We start from the raw sequence: 14,798 nt of genomic DNA, 5'->3' as shown, positions 1-14,798 counted from the left end.
CAGAATCCATTCATTACAAAGCATTCATTCAAATTTTTTTTAAATATATTTACGCTTCTATGTGCTTAACCTCATCAAAATAATAAAATTTTATAAAATAATACTTCATGCAAATAATATTCTTGATTCATTTTCTATTTCATAACATTAAGTCGAAAAATTAAGCTCAAGATGGCACAAATACTTCCAAAAATCATCCCAAGCAAATGCGCTTGTATTAAAACAGGATGACCAATCAATTGTTCAGTTTGTAGTGCACCAAAAAAATGTTCCCATGCGATTTTGCCTAAGATGCATAACAATACGATGAAGGCAAAATTTCGTTCTGGCTTTTCTTTTAAACTGACGATTGCACAAAATACAAACAGACCATGAAGAATGCCAGACAAACCTGCATAAGCAAAAATATGAGGATAAATCAGATAAAAACAGAGACTGAGTAAAGGCGGTAAAATAAGCAATAAAGCAATAAAAACTTTCTTTTTAATGTTTGGAAATAAAAAGGGTAAACAAGCCAAAGCCAAAACATTTAAAACATAATGAATCCATCCCACATGAACCCAATGCCCTGTCCACCAGCGCCAAGGCTGGCTTAAAAAAACATCGTGCTGATAAATGAAATGAGTTTGAAAAAGCTGAAGAATTGCAAAGAAAATGATACTGGTTGCAATAAACAATATATTTTTATCTAACTTGTGTTGTTCCATGCTACACCATAAAAAAAGAAGAGCTGTCGCTCTTCCTCAATTCTAACCAATTCATGCAATTGAATACTATGGATTTGCTGCAGGTTCGTCAGCTGAAGCACTTGGCTCTTCAGTCGGTGCAGGTAAATCATTAAATAATTCATCATCACCCGTAGATGCTTGTTCATCCCAGAATGTGGTCATTCCATCATCTGCTGCACGAACACCGGTATGTTCAGTCCAATAACGATCTGCAATGCCTTGAACCATTTGACCCGCCATACCATCTAACAATCTAAATTCAGGGTTTACTGGCTTATCATCTGCTCGCGATGCGGCATAAGCTTTTAACGCCGCTCTTAATTTAGCATCATCACCACTAGCTTGTGCTGCAACAGCATTCATTGCAAATGCTAAACGAACACCTTTCTGTTCTGCGATTTGCATTGATTGTTGTAAGGTCTGTGTTGGATCAGGCTTACCATCTCCTGCACCTGGTAACAATATCCAAATCACTGCACGGGTCGCCATTGGGGCACCCCAGAATTTGTTATTGTCTAAACATGTCATACCACGTTCAACAATCGCAGCAATATCTTTCGGTACATTGACTGCACCACCAGAGTTAATGTCATTGGTCATCGATTGCAAACCACTGAGCATACCGATTAAATAGATGGTTTGATCCAAGTCCTTACGCATGGTTGGACAAGAATCACCTAAAGTATATTTATATTTTGCCTGCCAACGTTCTGCAAATAGTTGATAGCCCGTGTATTGACGTTCTGCGGCAAGAGCTGCCCAACGTTTTTGTTCTATACGAGCATCTTGAGCTTCAGTCACTTTACCGTCTTTTGAAGCCCGTAAATATCTGAGTTCTGCATCCAAAGCACGATTTTCTGCACACATTCCCGCAGCTGAATATAATAATACTGCCATACGGGTTGGGTCAGCCCCCATATCTTTTGTTGCCATAATTGCTGGTGTTAAGGCGTTGCCTGAGTTGCACGCCATATCTGTATCATTACCTGCCAAAATGGGTGGGACGATATGTTTCTCACTAAATCCAAGCGCAACATTGGCACCTGATTTTACAACATATGAACAACCTGATAACACAGATGAGGCAACGACAGCGGTCAGCATCAATTGACCAAGCTTGTGGACCTTAGACATACTTCCTGTCCTCTATATAATTGTGTTTATATCCCTTTTAAAATAACAATATCAGATGCAATCTCTGAATAACAGAGTAATAGCTCTAATTTCATCTGAAGAATTTGCCACAATATAGAAAGTATTCAATTGACCTGATCTGGTTTTTATACAAATTTTAAGCAAAAAAAAGTAGCATTGCGACGGTTCAGCACATGCTACTTGTTAAAAGGTAAACTCTTTAAGAGAGTTTATTCGTTTTAAGTCTTTTAAATTTGCTACCGTTAACACTGTTAGCGTTAGCTTTCTCGATCTGTTCCCTCAGCATAGTTCCTAGTCTTCCAAATATAATTGCAAAAACAATTGCAACCACTAAGAACCAAAACGTATGAATTTCACCCATTAGGAAATTCCTCCTCGCTGTTGGTGATTTTAATTTATATGCAAAATCAGATTTTCACAGATAGAATTGTCGGACAATCTCATAATTGCGCTATTTTCTATATATTTGGTCTAACAATGAATATTCAATAAGAAAAAATACAAATAAACTACTGTTTTATTTAAATTAAATTAAAATTATATTTTTTATATTTGTCAGACAATTAACTTAGCGTGACCCGAGATTTCAAAGATTTCCACTGTATTGTGCTTAGTTGATCTTGCCAAATAATTAGACTTTTATTGCTTTCCTCACAAAAATACACCGCAATATAAAATTGATGATCAATCATTTTCTGAATTTGTATATGATGAATTTGATTGGAATCCTCATATTGTAAGCTCCAATGCTCTAAATCAAAATGTTCCAAACTTCGGACTTCTGGACGCATTCTAAATATTTTTAGACTAAAGCATGCCAGCAACAGCAATAATACACTTGTCCATACAGTTATAATGGAGCACAGCACAATAAAAATAACTGTTAAACACAAAAGCTGAAAACCCAGTGCAATACGACTGGGTTTGAATTGATATCGTTGGTGAGTTTTTACCTCATCCGTGGACATAATCTTTAAGTTTATTAATCAAACCTCTAAGTTCAGGTCGAGGCGGTTCTGAAACTTCCATAAACCAATCCAATAAATCTGGGTCTTCCTGATCAACTAACTCTTTAAACAAGGCTTTTTCTTGCGCACTTGCTTCTAAGTAATATTGTTTTACATATGGGTCAAAATATACATCAATTTCTTTTAAACCGCGACGAGCACGATAAATCACTTTACGTTCTTCTAAAGTAAGTTCTTCTGACATCATTTTCCCCCAATGGTTAATTCTGACTTAGTTTACCTGATTCCCGATCAATTTCTCGCTAAATTCTTTTAAATGACCAAATTCATCATTTAAAAGTGAGTTTTGAGCATTCATCTCATTGCGACAAATAAGCAATTCACATAATTTCAACTCACTAAAACTCATATGGATATTATAAAAATGCAATCAGGTGCTATCCGACCTTTAACCAATATGTTGCCTCGTAAATTGTTTGATTCCGATCACGAAGCTTTTCGTGAAACAGTACGTAAATTTTATGAAAAAGAAGTTGTCCCAAATATTGCTAAATATGAAGAACAACAACATGTAGATCGGGATTTATGGAACAAAGCAGGTGAAATGGGTCTGCTCTGTGCAACCATGCCTGAAGAATATGGTGGTTATGGGGTAGATCGCCTCTACAGTATGATTCTGATTGAAGAGCAAGCTTATGCAATGGATTCTTCTACAGGTTTTTCTTTGCACTCGGATATTGTTGCCAACTACATCAACAACTTTGGTAATGAAGAACAGAAAAAACATTGGATTCCTAAAATGGCTTCTGGAGAAACAGTCACAGCCATCGCGATGACAGAACCAGGAACAGGCTCAGACCTACAAGGCGTTCGCACTACTGCTGTTTTAGACGGGGATGAATATGTAATCAATGGTTCTAAAATTTTTATTACCAATGGTTATCTGTGCGATATGGCAATTGTCGTATGTAAAACAGGCAGTTCAGAGAAAGGTTCTGCCAACCTATCTTTGATTATCGTTGAAGCTGACCGTGCTGGCTTTAGCAAAGGAAAACCACTCAATAAAATTGGTATGAAAGGACAAGATACTTGCGAATTGTTCTTTGAAGATGTTCGTGTACCAAAAGAAAATTTATTAGGAATGGAAGGCATGGGGTTTATCATGCTGATGAAAGAGTTGGCGTGGGAACGTATGCTGGTTGCGATTATCTGCCAAGCAGGCGCAGAAGCAGCGCTAGCACATACGGTTCAATATACCAAAGACCGTAAAGCGTTTGGTAAACCAATCAGTGCTTTTCAAAATACACGCTTTAAGCTTGCTGAAATGCGCACAGAAATTGATTTCTGTCGTGCTTATCTCGATCGTTGTATGGAATTACAACTTGAAGGCACTTTAGGTGTTGATGCCGCAGCTGCCGCAAAATACAAAATTTCAGAAGTATTCTCCAATGTCGTTGATGAATGCCTCCAATTACATGGCGGGTATGGTTATATGCTGGAATATCCAATTGCGCGCGCTTATATTGATAATCGGGCAAATCGTATTTATGCAGGTACAAACGAGATTATGAAAGAACTGATTTCCCGTTCTTTATAATTTATTTGAACACGGTTAAAGGAGCTTTGGCTCCTTTTTCTATCACTAAACATTCTTTTAAATCAATTTTCATGTCGCAATAAAATAAGGAGCTTTCGCTCCTTATTTATTTCATAGTTTCTTTATTTTGCTATTGCTTAGTTTAGTGATTTCTAGGCTTGATTAAGAAACAAGTTTAGGCTTTTTTTCAAGTTGTGCTTCACGCTTATGAAATTTTAAAACTCCATCTTCAAACTTAGCATTTTTGAGTTCTTTGCGATCTGCTAAATAGTTATTCGACACTTTCCAAGGTGCATGCTTACCTTGTTTAGGCATCACATCTGCCGCACGGGCAATATAACCTGAGCTTAAACTGCCCATCACCGTATCTTCCATCAATTCAGTTGCATCACCTTGAGGAATAACTTCATCATAGCCTTTCTTGTCCATATAGTTTACAAGACGGCAAATATACTCACCTGCGATATCAACTTTTAATGTCCATGATGCGTTGATATAACCAATGATCATTGCCATATTTGGCACATCGCTAACCATCACACCTTGATACAACATATGCTGTGAAGTATTCATTGGCTTATTATCAATTGTAGCTTTGATACCACCCAAGATTTGGATTTCTAACCCTGTTGCTGAAACGATGATATCCGCATCTAAATGTTTACCAGATTTTAATTGAATACCCGTGGCAGTAATTTTCTCAATTTGATCTGTTTCAACACTGGCTTTACCAGAACGTAAAATTTTAAATAAGTCACCATCTGGCACAACACATAAACGCTGATCCCACGGATTATATGTTGGGGTAAAGTGTTTCATATCCACTTTACCTTTTAATTGCATTTCAATCGATTTGAGTAAGAACTTACGTAGTAACTTCGGTTGTTTTTGTGCAAGCGCATAAATCCCGCGTTGCATGCCAATATTACGTGCACGGGTTAACTTATATGCCACATCTTCAGGTAAAACCTTACGCATTTTGTCATAAACAAAATCAATAGATGGAATTGAAGCAATATATGTTGGTGAACGTTGCAACATGGTCACATGCCCTGCCCCACCTTTTGACATAGCAGGAACCAAGGTAATAGCTGTTGCACCACTACCAATAATCACCACTTTTTTACCCGAATAATCTAAGTTTTCAGGCCAAAATTGTGGATTAATAAATTCGCCTTTAAAATCATTTTTACCAGGGTAGTCAGGCTGATAACCTTGATCATAATTATAATAACCAGTACATCCAATGACAAAATTTGCAACCCACGTATTGAGTTTTTTATTTTCATCTTCAATTTGTACCACCCATTTTTTAATTGAAGAATCATAATTTGCAGTACGTACACGCTGATTAAAATGAATTTTATTTTTTAATTTAAATTCGTCGACAACTTCAGCAACGTAGCCTTTGATTGAAGCACCATCTGCTAATACATTGGCTTTTTGCCATGGTTTAAAATTAAACCCAAAAGTAGACATATCTGAATCGGAACGAATACCCGGATATTTAAATAGATCCCAAGTACCACCAAAGCTCTCGCGACGCTCAATAATTTCAAATGAACGTTGTGGTGAGTGTTTTGAAAGATGTGCAGCTACACCAATACCAGAGATACCTGCGCCAACGATAAGAATATCAACTTGCTTTTCCATGTTGTTTTTATAACCTTTTTAAGAGTACTTTTTTATTAAAGCACAAATCTGACAATACGCAATGTCAAGTTTGCATTTTTCTGACGAAATTTAAGTCAATTTGGGACAAAACCATAAATTGTCCAACAAAAAGGCACAAAAAAAGGCCGGTGAAACACCGACCTTTTTCGAACAACCGATTGTTCTGTGACGTGAGTAATTAGTTTACTTCACGATCCACAAGTTCTACATAAGCCATCGGTGCAGCATCACCTGCACGGAAACCAGCTTTAAGAACACGTAGATAACCGCCGTTACGTTCTTTGTAACGAGGGCCAAGAACGGTAAATAATTTACCAACTGTTGCTGCTGAACGAGTACGAGCAAACGCCAAACGACGGTTTGCTACAGTATCGTTTTTAGCTAAAGTGATTAAAGGCTCAGCTACACGACGTAACTCTTTTGCTTTAGGCACAGTTGTTTTAATTAACTCATGCTCAAACAAAGAATTAGCCATGTTTTGGAACATCGCTTTACGATGGCTGCTGGTACGGCCTAATTTCACACCACTATTACGATGACGCATGGTGATAGTCCTACTTAATTAACGGCTACGATAGGCGAAACGATCGTCCATACGGAGACTAGCTGGTGGCCAGTTCTCTAAACGCATGCCGAGCTGTAAGCCCTTAGAAGCCAGAACATCTTTGATCTCAGTAAGCGATTTTTTACCAAGGTTAGGAGTTTTAAGTAACTCAACCTCAGTACGCTGTACTAGATCACCAATGTAGTAAATATTTTCTGCTTTCAAACAGTTAGCAGAACGAACAGTAAGCTCTAGATCATCAACTGGACGAAGCAAGATTGGATCAACTTCTTCACGTGGCTCTTGAGCAACTGGAGCTTGATCTTTCTGAAGATCAACAAAAATTGCAATTTGTTGTTGCAAGATTGTTGCCGCTTTACGGATAGCTTCTTCAGGATCTACAGTTCCATTCGTTTCAAGATCAATGACGAGCTTATCAAGGTCAGTACGTTGTTCTACACGAGCATTTTCAACTGTGTAAGAAACACGTTTAATCGGGCTATAAGAAGCATCTAACTGTAGACGACCTACAGGACGCGTTTCGCCTTCAGGGAAACGTGAGTCAGAAGTTTCATAACCACGACCTTGAGAAACTTTCAAGCGCATTTTTAATGAGCCTGAAGCACTTAAAGTACCAATCAAATGTTCAGGGTTAACCACTTCAACATTATGTGGTAAACGAAGGTCAGCAGCAGTAATATCGCCAGGACCTTGTTTTTCCAATGTCAAATATGCTTCGTTTTGATCGAACAGCTTAATAGACAATCCTTTTAGGTTCAGCAAGAGCTCGACGATGTCCTGCTGCAAGCCTTCTAAAGTACTGTACTCGTGCTCGACACCCTCTATCTCTACTTCAACCACGGCTGCGCCAGGCAAAGAAGATAATAGGATGCGACGTAAAGCATTACCAAGAGTATGACCAAAGCCACGCTCTAATGGTTCAAGAATCACTTTTGCCGAGGTCCCGCTTGCCGCTTCGACTTTGATCGCTTGCGGGGTTAGAAACTCGTTTGCAGTACGCGTCATTATTGCTACCTCAAGGATTATTTAGAATACAATTCTACAATCAAGCTTTCGTTGATTTCAGCAGGTAAATCAGAACGATCTGGTGCAGCTTTAAATGTACCTTCAAGTTTTGAATGATCTACTTCAATCCAAGCAGCTGTGCCACGTTGAGCAGCTAATTCAATCGCGTTTTTGATACGTAATTGTTGTTTAGCGCTTTCGTGAACTGCAATCACGTCGCCCGCTTTAACTTGGATAGACGCGATGTTAACACGACGACCATTTAAAGTGATTGAACGATGAGATACTAGCTGACGAGCTTCTGCACGTGTAGAACCAAAACCCATGCGATAAACAACGTTATCGAGGCGGCTTTCAAGCAATTTCAACAAGTTTTCACCTGTTGCGCCTTTAACACGAGCAGCTTCTTTGTAGTAATTACTAAATTGACGCTCTAAAACACCGTACATACGACGTACTTTTTGTTTTTCACGTAATTGTAGTGAATACTCTGATTGTTTAGCACGGCTTTGGCCATGTTGACCAGGAGCTTTAGCAGATTTTTTTGTTTTGACGTCAAATGGTTTAACGCCAGATTTTAATTGCAGGTCTGTCCCTTCGCGGCGAGAGAGTTTGCATTTTGGACCAATATAACGAGCCATGAATGTTTCTCCTTACACGCGACGTTTTTTAGGTGGACGGCAACCGTTGTGCGGAATCGGTGTCACGTCGGTAATGCTGTTAATTTTATAACCCACTGCACCTAATGCACGAACCGCAGATTCACGACCTGGACCAGGACCTTTAACAAGGACGTCCAAGTTTTTCAAACCGTAATCTAAAGCAGCTTTACCAGCAACTTCAGCAGCTACCTGAGCAGCAAACGGAGTTGATTTACGTGATCCACGGAAGCCTTGTCCACCTGAAGTAGCCCAAGCCAATGCATTACCTTGACGATCAGTAATCGTAACAATGGTGTTATTAAAAGAAGCGTGAATGTGTGCAACACCTTCAGAGACGGTACGAGTGACCTTCTTGCGTGCGCGAGTATCTTTAGCCATCTTTTAGCTTCCAGAAATCTTATTTCTTAATAGGTTTGCGCGGACCTTTACGGGTACGTGCGTTAGTTTTGGTGCGTTGTCCGCGAACAGGCAAGCTGCGACGATGACGAAGACCGCGGTAGCAGCCTAAATCCATTAAACGTTTAATGTTCATGGAAATTTCGCGACGTAAATCACCTTCGGTCGGAACCTTAGCAATTTCTGCACGAATCGCATCAAGCTGAGCATCATCTAATTCACGAATTTTCGTAGTAGTCGTAATACCTGCAGCAGCTAAAATGTTCTTAGCTGTGTGGCGACCAATACCAAAAATATACGTAAGAGAGATAACAGCATGCTTGTTATCCGGAATGTTTACACCGGCAATACGAGCCATTCAAATTTCTCCAAAAAGGCAGTAGAGATAATCAACCGCCCCACAAAAATCTTGAGGGGCGGATAATAACCTAATTAGCCTACTGAAATCAACAGGTCTTAATTAAATTAACCTTGACGCTGCTTATGACGAGGTTCTGCGCTGCAAATTACGCGAATAACCCCATTACGACGGATAACTTTACAGCTACCACAAATTTTCTTTACAGAAGCTTGTACTTTCATGATGAAACCTTCTAAGTGCGCTTATCCCTTAGGATGAGCAGTCGTTTTTCTCATTAACGATTGATCGTCATATTGATGTGATGTTAAGTGGGCTTGAAGCTGAGCCATAAAGTCCATAACAACTACAACTACGATGAGTAATGATGTACCACCCAAATGGAATGGAATACCAAAAGAACTCTGTAAAATCATCGGCATTAAACAGATGACTGTAATGTAGATTGCACCAATAAACGTCAAACGATTAAGAATATGATCTAAGTAACGAGCAGTTTGCTCACCTGGGCGAATACCAGGTACATAAGCTCCACTGCGTTTCAAGTTCTCTGATACTTCTTTCGGGCTAAAAACTAGCGCCGTATAGAAATAACAGAAAAAGATAATTAACGCACCGAAGAGCACTAAATATAACGGTTGTCCAGGCGATAATACCAATGCCAAATCTTGTAGGCTACGTTTTACAATTCCTGCATTTGGATCAGCACTGCCTAACCATTGACCTAAACTTGCAGGGAACAACAATAACGAACTAGCGAAAATTGCTGGAATAACCCCTGCCATGTTGATTTTCAATGGCAAATGCGTTTGCTGTGCAGTGAATACACGACGACCTTGCTGTTTTTGAGCATAGTTCACAGGTATACGACGTTGAGCTTTTTCAATAAACACAATTGCTGCTAAAACAGCAACTGATAGCAATCCAAAGATAGCCAAACCAATTAAACTTGATTGACCATTATCTACCGAAGTAAATGCCTGAATCACTAAATTTGGTAAACCAGCAACAATACCTGCAAAGATAATCATTGAGATACCATTACCAACACCACGTTCAGTAATTTGCTCGCCTAACCACATTAAGAACATGGTACCTGCAACTAACGATGTTAGCGCAGGAATGTAAAAAGCTAATCCTGAAGTCAAAGTAATACCTTGACTGATTAGACCAGCACACATTCCAATACCTTGGACTAATGCAAGTAATAGGGTGCCATAACGCGTATATTGATTAATCTTACGCTTACCTTGCTCGCCTTCTTTCTTCAATGCTTCTAACGAAGGAACCACTGTCGACATCAACTGCACAATAATTGATGCAGAAATATACGGCATGATCCCTAACGCAAGAATGGACATTCGTTCTAATGCTCCACCCGAGAACATATTAAACAAACCTAAAAAAGTACCTTCATTAGCTTTGAAAAAACGTTCTAGAGCAACATTATCAATACCCGGCAGCGGAATATGCGCTCCTAGTCGAAAGACTACCAATGCACCAATCAAGAACATTAATCGGCGAATAATTTCACGATATTTCACGTGAAATGGTTGACCTTTCATCATGTTGACATGACCTGAAGAACTAGGAGACATAGTCACTCGCGATTACTCCTCGACTTTACCGCCAGCAGCTTCAAGAGCAGCTTTAGCGCCTTTAGTCAATGCAACACCTTGAACAGTGAATGCACGAGTGATTTCACCAGAAAGAACAACACGAGCACGCAACATATCTTTACGTACAACATTCGCAGCTTTCAAAGTTTCAAGTGAAACAATATCACCTTCAACTTTAGCAAGTTCAGACAAACGTACTTCAGCAGTTTTCAAAGCCAATTGGCTTGTGAAACCGAATTTAGGTAAACGACGATATAACGCAGTTTGACCACCTTCAAAGCCTGGACGAACGCCACCACTTTTACGTGATTTTTGACCTTTGACACCACGGCCACCAGTCTTACCAACGCCAGAACCGATACCACGGCCTAAACGACGGTTGTCACGTTTTGCACCTTCAGCAGGTGCAAGCTCATTTAAACGCAGAGTCATGGCTTATTCCTCTACACTAACCATATAGTAGACTTTGTTGATCATACCACGGTTAGAAGGTGTATCTATTACTTCTACTGTATGACCAATACGACGCAGACCTAAACCTTGTAGGCAAAGTTTGTGATTTTTCAAACGATGCGAAGAAGATTTAGTCTGGGTAACTTTAATCGTTTTCATGATTGATTACCCTAAAATTTGTTCTACTGAAAGACCACGTTTAGCAGCAACTTTCTCAGGAGACGTCATATCACGTAAACCGTTAAAAGTTGCATTTACAACGTTAGCCGCGTTAGTAGAACCATAACATTTCGTCAATACGTTACGTACACCCGCAGCTTCTAAAACTGCGCGCATAGAACCACCAGCGATTACGCCAGTACCTTCTGATGCAGGTTGCATGTAAACACGGCTAGCGCCATGACGAGCATGAATAGGATGTTGTACAGTACCATCAACAAGATCAACAGTGATCATGTTGCGGCGTGCAGCTTCAAGTGCTTTAGAAATAGCAGCTGGAACTTCACGCGCTTTACCGCGACCAAAACCTACACGACCATTACCATCACCCACAACAGTCAATGCTGTGAAAGAGAAGATACGACCACCCTTAACAACTTTGGCTACACGATCAACGGCAACCAGCTTTTCAACAAGACCTTCGTTTTGTTCAACTTTAGCCATGATTAGAACTCCAAGCCGTTTTCACGAGCAGCATCAGCCAAGGCTTTGATACGACCATGATATTTAAAACCAGAACGGTCAAATGCAACTTTAGTTACACCAGCAGCCTTTGCACGTTCTGCGATTAAAGCACCTACTTTAGTTGCTGAATCTACATTACCTGTAGTTCCGCTACGTAAAGATGCATCCAAAGTAGAAGCTTGCGCTAATACTTTGCCACCATCTGCAGAAATAACTTGAGCATAGATGTGACGCGGCGTGCGGTTTACACACAAGCGAGTCGCACCCAATGCACGAATGTGCAAGCGTGTGCTTTTCGCACGACGCAAACGGGATTGTTTCTTTTCGTTCATAAGAACCTCGCGCCTTATTTCTTCTTAGCTTCTTTACGAAGTACAACTTCGTCAGAATAGCGAACACCTTTACCTTTATACGGCTCTGGTGGACGATAACCACGGATTTCTGCAGCAACTTGACCTAACAATTGCTTGTTAGCTGATTTCAAAATGATTTCAGTAGCAGTCGGAGTTTCAGCAGTTACACCTTCAGGAAGAGCGTAATCAATCGGATGAGAATAACCAAGGTTAAGGTTCACAACTGTACCTTTAACCGAAGCTTTATAACCAACACCGATAAGTTGTAACTTACGTTCGAAGCCTTCATTAACACCTTTTACAAGGTTATTAAGAACAGCGCGAGCAGTACCAGCTTGCATCCAAGAATCGCGAGATTCTTTAACTGGAGCAATATGAAGTTGACCTTCTTCCTGTTTAAGCTCGACCAGCGCATGCAGGTTGAAAGACAACGTACCTTTGCTGCCTTTCACTTCGACCTGCCGGCCGTTCTGAGTAACTGCTACACCGTTAGGTACAGTTACTGGGGCTTTAGCCACACGAGACATGAGGAATCACCTATTAAGAAACAAAAGCAATAACTTCACCACCAACGCCTGCAGCACGTGCAGCGCGATCAGTCATGATGCCTTTGCTTGTAGAAACAATTGCAATACCTAAACCTTGCTTAACGCTTGGAAGTGCATCTTTACCGCGATACTGACGTAGACCTGGGCGGCTTACGCGTTTCACAGTTTCGATAACTGGTTTGCCTTCAAAATATTTTAAAGTAATTGTCAAAGTAGCTTTGCCTTCAAGATCAGCAACTTCTACATTTGAAATGTAACCTTCTTGTTGAAGTACGTTTGCAATTGCAACTTTCAACTTAGAATTAGGCATAGAAACAGTTTGTTTCTTTGCCATTTGTGCGTTACGAACACGTGTTAGCATGTCGGCAACGGTATCTTGCATACTCATTTATAGTCGCTCCTTACCAGCTTGCCTTAACAACGCCCGGTACATCACCCTGCATTACTGTGTCACGTAATTTGTTACGGCTTAAGCCGAACTTACGGAAGTAACCATGAGGACGACCAGTTAAACCACAACGGTTACGAAGACGTACTGGAGACGCATTACGTGGTAATGCTTGTAACTTCATCATCGCTTCGAAACGTTCTTCATCAGATGCATTTACGTTTGCAATCGTAGCTTTTAATTCAGCACGTTTTGCAGCGTATTTAGCAACTGTAGTTTCGCGTTTCAATTCGCGATTAATCATACTTTTCTTAGCCATATCGACCTCTTATTTGAACGGGAAGCCGAATGCACGGATTAGCGCACGGCCTTCGTCATCAGTACGAGCAGTCGTAGTGATAGTAATATCCATACCACGAATACGATCGATCTTATCAAAATCGATTTCAGGGAACATAATTTGTTCCTTGAGACCCATTGAATAATTACCACGACCATCGAATGATCTCGCAGAAAAACCGCGGAAGTCACGAATACGAGGAATCGCAATAGAGATCAAACGGTCTAAGAATTCGTACATTTGTTCGCCGCGTAAAGTTACTTTACAACCAATCGGCCAACCATCACGGATTTTAAAACCAGCGATTGATTTACGCGCTAATGTAAGAACTGGTTTTTGACCAGCAATAGCTTGCATATCCGCCAAAGCGCCATCTAACAATTTCTTGTCAGCTGAAGCTGCACCAACACCCATGTTGATGGTGATTTTAGTAACGCGAGGAATTTCCATCACGTTGCCCAAACCAAGTTCTTCTTTCAACTTAGCTCGGATTTCGTCGTTATAACGTGTTTTAAGTCTGGCCATAGCCTAGTTCAACCTATTACTTCGCTACCGCCACTGATTCACCATTTGATTTATAAACACGAGTTTTCGTGCCTTCAATCACTTGGTAACCAACACGGTCAGCCTTTTGGGTTGCAGCATTAAAAACTGCCACGTTTGAAATATGAAGCGAAGCTTCTTGTGTAACGATAGCGCCTTCAGCACCTGTTGCACGGTTCGGCTTTTGATGCTTCTTAACTAAATTAAGGCCTTCAACCTTAACTTGGTCATTTGAAACAGACAAAACAGTACCCTGTTTGCCTTTTTCTTTACCTGCGATCACAATTACTTGATCGCCTTTTCTAATCTTAGCCATGATTGCCTCTATTATAGAACTTCAGGAGCCAATGAAATGATTTTCATGAACTGTTCAGTACGAAGTTCACGAGTCACTGGTCCGAAAATACGAGTGGCAATCGGAGCCTTGTTGTTGTTCAAGATAACTGCAGCATTATCATCAAAACGGATCACAGAACCGTCTGGACGACGAATACCGAATTTAGTACGAACTACAACTGCATTCATCACGTCACCCTTTTTAACACGGCCACGTGGAATTGCTTCTTTTACAGTAACTTTAATAATGTCGCCAACAGAAGCATAACGACGATGTGAACCACCTAGTACTTTAATACATTGTACGCGGCGAGCACCACTGTTGTCTGCTACGTCTAGCATACTTTCGGTCTGAATCATTGCCCTACTCCAAAACCGAGCATCACCGGTCGCAATTTCGAAAGGCTCAAAGAGTACTCGAAATTG

At 40.2% G+C, this 14,798-nt stretch carries 22 protein-coding genes; 1 reads left to right on the top strand and 21 read right to left on the bottom strand.

Annotated features, from left to right (window positions below; genetic code table 11):
* Positions 1–134 precede the first annotated feature (134 nt).
* The 3 genes from rrtA to ACG9ZL_RS01255 form a co-directional block, all read right to left on the bottom strand.
* Complete coding sequence (gene rrtA, locus ACG9ZL_RS01265) at positions 135–707, bottom strand: rhombosortase (RefSeq protein ID WP_419358779.1); 573 nt, start codon at positions 705–707, stop codon at positions 135–137.
* Between the two features lie 66 nt (positions 708–773).
* On the bottom strand, positions 774–1,862 hold the full coding sequence (locus tag ACG9ZL_RS01260; protein WP_336953502.1) for a hypothetical protein: 1,089 nt from the start codon (positions 1,860–1,862) through the stop codon (positions 774–776).
* 975 nt (positions 1,863–2,837) lie between these two features.
* A complete protein-coding gene (locus ACG9ZL_RS01255; RefSeq protein WP_336953501.1) occupies positions 2,838–3,095 on the bottom strand; it encodes an FAD assembly factor SdhE in 258 nt (85 codons plus the stop codon).
* Positions 3,096–3,275: 180 nt separating this feature from the next.
* Here ACG9ZL_RS01255 and ACG9ZL_RS01250 point away from each other — a divergent pair, with 180 nt between their 5' ends.
* The gene (locus tag ACG9ZL_RS01250) at positions 3,276–4,448 is read left to right on the top strand and encodes an acyl-CoA dehydrogenase family protein (RefSeq protein ID WP_336953500.1); all 1,173 of its coding nucleotides are present in this window, start codon (positions 3,276–3,278) and stop codon (positions 4,446–4,448) included.
* Positions 4,449–4,610: 162 nt separating this feature from the next.
* Here the strand turns inward: ACG9ZL_RS01250 and ACG9ZL_RS01245 are convergent, their stop codons facing one another.
* The 18 genes from ACG9ZL_RS01245 to rplN form a co-directional block, all read right to left on the bottom strand.
* Entirely contained in the window at positions 4,611–6,101 is a 1,491-nt protein-coding gene (locus tag ACG9ZL_RS01245; protein WP_336953499.1) for a flavin-containing monooxygenase, read from the bottom strand.
* A gap of 199 nt (positions 6,102–6,300) precedes the next feature.
* Positions 6,301–6,666, bottom strand: coding sequence for a 50S ribosomal protein L17 (gene rplQ / locus ACG9ZL_RS01240; protein ID WP_004281488.1), 366 nt, complete (start codon positions 6,664–6,666; stop codon positions 6,301–6,303).
* Positions 6,667–6,684: 18 nt separating this feature from the next.
* Positions 6,685–7,692: a DNA-directed RNA polymerase subunit alpha gene (locus tag ACG9ZL_RS01235; RefSeq protein WP_336953498.1), complete on the bottom strand. Its 1,008-nt coding sequence runs from the start codon at positions 7,690–7,692 to the stop codon at positions 6,685–6,687.
* A gap of 17 nt (positions 7,693–7,709) precedes the next feature.
* Positions 7,710–8,333 carry a 30S ribosomal protein S4 gene (gene rpsD, locus ACG9ZL_RS01230; RefSeq protein WP_004725725.1) on the bottom strand — a complete coding sequence of 208 codons (624 nt, stop codon included), beginning with the start codon at positions 8,331–8,333 and terminating at the stop codon, positions 7,710–7,712.
* Positions 8,334–8,345: 12 nt separating this feature from the next.
* Complete coding sequence (gene rpsK, locus ACG9ZL_RS01225; RefSeq protein WP_004281491.1) at positions 8,346–8,732, bottom strand: 30S ribosomal protein S11; 387 nt, start codon at positions 8,730–8,732, stop codon at positions 8,346–8,348.
* A gap of 19 nt (positions 8,733–8,751) precedes the next feature.
* Positions 8,752–9,108, bottom strand: coding sequence for a 30S ribosomal protein S13 (gene rpsM, locus ACG9ZL_RS01220; protein WP_336953497.1), 357 nt, complete (start codon positions 9,106–9,108; stop codon positions 8,752–8,754).
* A 107-nt stretch (positions 9,109–9,215) separates the two neighbouring features.
* Positions 9,216–9,332, bottom strand: a complete 117-nt coding sequence (gene rpmJ / locus ACG9ZL_RS01215) for a 50S ribosomal protein L36 (RefSeq protein ID WP_000867907.1) — start codon at positions 9,330–9,332, stop codon at positions 9,216–9,218.
* A 21-nt stretch (positions 9,333–9,353) separates the two neighbouring features.
* Positions 9,354–10,673, bottom strand: coding sequence for a preprotein translocase subunit SecY (secY, locus tag ACG9ZL_RS01210; protein ID WP_171066869.1), 1,320 nt, complete (start codon positions 10,671–10,673; stop codon positions 9,354–9,356).
* Positions 10,674–10,718: 45 nt separating this feature from the next.
* Complete coding sequence (gene rplO / locus ACG9ZL_RS01205) at positions 10,719–11,159, bottom strand: 50S ribosomal protein L15 (protein WP_336953496.1); 441 nt, start codon at positions 11,157–11,159, stop codon at positions 10,719–10,721.
* A 3-nt stretch (positions 11,160–11,162) separates the two neighbouring features.
* On the bottom strand, positions 11,163–11,339 hold the full coding sequence (gene rpmD, locus ACG9ZL_RS01200; protein ID WP_004725717.1) for a 50S ribosomal protein L30: 177 nt from the start codon (positions 11,337–11,339) through the stop codon (positions 11,163–11,165).
* Positions 11,340–11,345: 6 nt separating this feature from the next.
* Positions 11,346–11,843: a 30S ribosomal protein S5 gene (gene rpsE / locus ACG9ZL_RS01195; RefSeq protein ID WP_004725715.1), complete on the bottom strand. Its 498-nt coding sequence runs from the start codon at positions 11,841–11,843 to the stop codon at positions 11,346–11,348.
* A 2-nt stretch (positions 11,844–11,845) separates the two neighbouring features.
* A complete protein-coding gene (rplR, locus tag ACG9ZL_RS01190; protein WP_004725713.1) occupies positions 11,846–12,196 on the bottom strand; it encodes a 50S ribosomal protein L18 in 351 nt (116 codons plus the stop codon).
* 14 nt (positions 12,197–12,210) lie between these two features.
* Positions 12,211–12,744: a 50S ribosomal protein L6 gene (rplF, locus tag ACG9ZL_RS01185; RefSeq protein WP_419358776.1), complete on the bottom strand. Its 534-nt coding sequence runs from the start codon at positions 12,742–12,744 to the stop codon at positions 12,211–12,213.
* A gap of 13 nt (positions 12,745–12,757) precedes the next feature.
* Positions 12,758–13,153 carry a 30S ribosomal protein S8 gene (gene rpsH / locus ACG9ZL_RS01180; protein ID WP_004725709.1) on the bottom strand — a complete coding sequence of 132 codons (396 nt, stop codon included), beginning with the start codon at positions 13,151–13,153 and terminating at the stop codon, positions 12,758–12,760.
* A gap of 13 nt (positions 13,154–13,166) precedes the next feature.
* Complete coding sequence (gene rpsN, locus ACG9ZL_RS01175) at positions 13,167–13,472, bottom strand: 30S ribosomal protein S14 (protein ID WP_004725707.1); 306 nt, start codon at positions 13,470–13,472, stop codon at positions 13,167–13,169.
* A 9-nt stretch (positions 13,473–13,481) separates the two neighbouring features.
* On the bottom strand, positions 13,482–14,018 hold the full coding sequence (gene rplE, locus ACG9ZL_RS01170) for a 50S ribosomal protein L5 (RefSeq protein WP_419358774.1): 537 nt from the start codon (positions 14,016–14,018) through the stop codon (positions 13,482–13,484).
* Positions 14,019–14,034: 16 nt separating this feature from the next.
* The gene (gene rplX, locus ACG9ZL_RS01165; RefSeq protein ID WP_336953494.1) at positions 14,035–14,352 is read right to left on the bottom strand and encodes a 50S ribosomal protein L24; all 318 of its coding nucleotides are present in this window, start codon (positions 14,350–14,352) and stop codon (positions 14,035–14,037) included.
* Between the two features lie 11 nt (positions 14,353–14,363).
* A complete protein-coding gene (rplN, locus tag ACG9ZL_RS01160; protein ID WP_004725701.1) occupies positions 14,364–14,732 on the bottom strand; it encodes a 50S ribosomal protein L14 in 369 nt (122 codons plus the stop codon).
* Between the last annotated feature and the right edge of the window lie 66 nt (positions 14,733–14,798).

The sequence above is a fragment of the Acinetobacter legionensis genome (assembly GCF_048551735.1).
Classification (GTDB): Bacteria; Pseudomonadota; Gammaproteobacteria; order Pseudomonadales; family Moraxellaceae; genus Acinetobacter.
This window is presented reverse-complemented; position numbering and strand designations above follow the sequence as displayed.

What these genes read in the sequence shown, in the direction of transcription:
- rrtA (WP_419358779.1), bottom strand. Translation starts at nt 707, where the DNA reads ATGGAACAACACAAGTTAGATAAAAATATATTGTTTATTGCAACCAGT.
- ACG9ZL_RS01260 (WP_336953502.1), bottom strand. Translation starts at nt 1,862, where the DNA reads ATGTCTAAGGTCCACAAGCTTGGTCAATTGATGCTGACCGCTGTCGTT.
- ACG9ZL_RS01255 (WP_336953501.1), bottom strand. Translation starts at nt 3,095, where the DNA reads ATGTCAGAAGAACTTACTTTAGAAGAACGTAAAGTGATTTATCGTGCT.
- ACG9ZL_RS01250 (WP_336953500.1), top strand. Translation starts at nt 3,276, where the DNA reads ATGCAATCAGGTGCTATCCGACCTTTAACCAATATGTTGCCTCGTAAA.
- ACG9ZL_RS01245 (WP_336953499.1), bottom strand. Translation starts at nt 6,101, where the DNA reads ATGGAAAAGCAAGTTGATATTCTTATCGTTGGCGCAGGTATCTCTGGT.
- rplQ (WP_004281488.1), bottom strand. Translation starts at nt 6,666, where the DNA reads ATGCGTCATCGTAATAGTGGTGTGAAATTAGGCCGTACCAGCAGCCAT.
- ACG9ZL_RS01235 (WP_336953498.1), bottom strand. Translation starts at nt 7,692, where the DNA reads ATGACGCGTACTGCAAACGAGTTTCTAACCCCGCAAGCGATCAAAGTC.
- rpsD (WP_004725725.1), bottom strand. Translation starts at nt 8,333, where the DNA reads ATGGCTCGTTATATTGGTCCAAAATGCAAACTCTCTCGCCGCGAAGGG.
- rpsK (WP_004281491.1), bottom strand. Translation starts at nt 8,732, where the DNA reads ATGGCTAAAGATACTCGCGCACGCAAGAAGGTCACTCGTACCGTCTCT.
- rpsM (WP_336953497.1), bottom strand. Translation starts at nt 9,108, where the DNA reads ATGGCTCGTATTGCCGGTGTAAACATTCCGGATAACAAGCATGCTGTT.
- rpmJ (WP_000867907.1), bottom strand. Translation starts at nt 9,332, where the DNA reads ATGAAAGTACAAGCTTCTGTAAAGAAAATTTGTGGTAGCTGTAAAGTT.
- secY (WP_171066869.1), bottom strand. Translation starts at nt 10,673, where the DNA reads ATGAAAGGTCAACCATTTCACGTGAAATATCGTGAAATTATTCGCCGA.
- rplO (WP_336953496.1), bottom strand. Translation starts at nt 11,159, where the DNA reads ATGACTCTGCGTTTAAATGAGCTTGCACCTGCTGAAGGTGCAAAACGT.
- rpmD (WP_004725717.1), bottom strand. Translation starts at nt 11,339, where the DNA reads ATGAAAACGATTAAAGTTACCCAGACTAAATCTTCTTCGCATCGTTTG.
- rpsE (WP_004725715.1), bottom strand. Translation starts at nt 11,843, where the DNA reads ATGGCTAAAGTTGAACAAAACGAAGGTCTTGTTGAAAAGCTGGTTGCC.
- rplR (WP_004725713.1), bottom strand. Translation starts at nt 12,196, where the DNA reads ATGAACGAAAAGAAACAATCCCGTTTGCGTCGTGCGAAAAGCACACGC.
- rplF (WP_419358776.1), bottom strand. Translation starts at nt 12,744, where the DNA reads ATGTCTCGTGTGGCTAAAGCCCCAGTAACTGTACCTAACGGTGTAGCA.
- rpsH (WP_004725709.1), bottom strand. Translation starts at nt 13,153, where the DNA reads ATGAGTATGCAAGATACCGTTGCCGACATGCTAACACGTGTTCGTAAC.
- rpsN (WP_004725707.1), bottom strand. Translation starts at nt 13,472, where the DNA reads ATGGCTAAGAAAAGTATGATTAATCGCGAATTGAAACGCGAAACTACA.
- rplE (WP_419358774.1), bottom strand. Translation starts at nt 14,018, where the DNA reads ATGGCCAGACTTAAAACACGTTATAACGACGAAATCCGAGCTAAGTTG.
- rplX (WP_336953494.1), bottom strand. Translation starts at nt 14,352, where the DNA reads ATGGCTAAGATTAGAAAAGGCGATCAAGTAATTGTGATCGCAGGTAAA.
- rplN (WP_004725701.1), bottom strand. Translation starts at nt 14,732, where the DNA reads ATGATTCAGACCGAAAGTATGCTAGACGTAGCAGACAACAGTGGTGCT.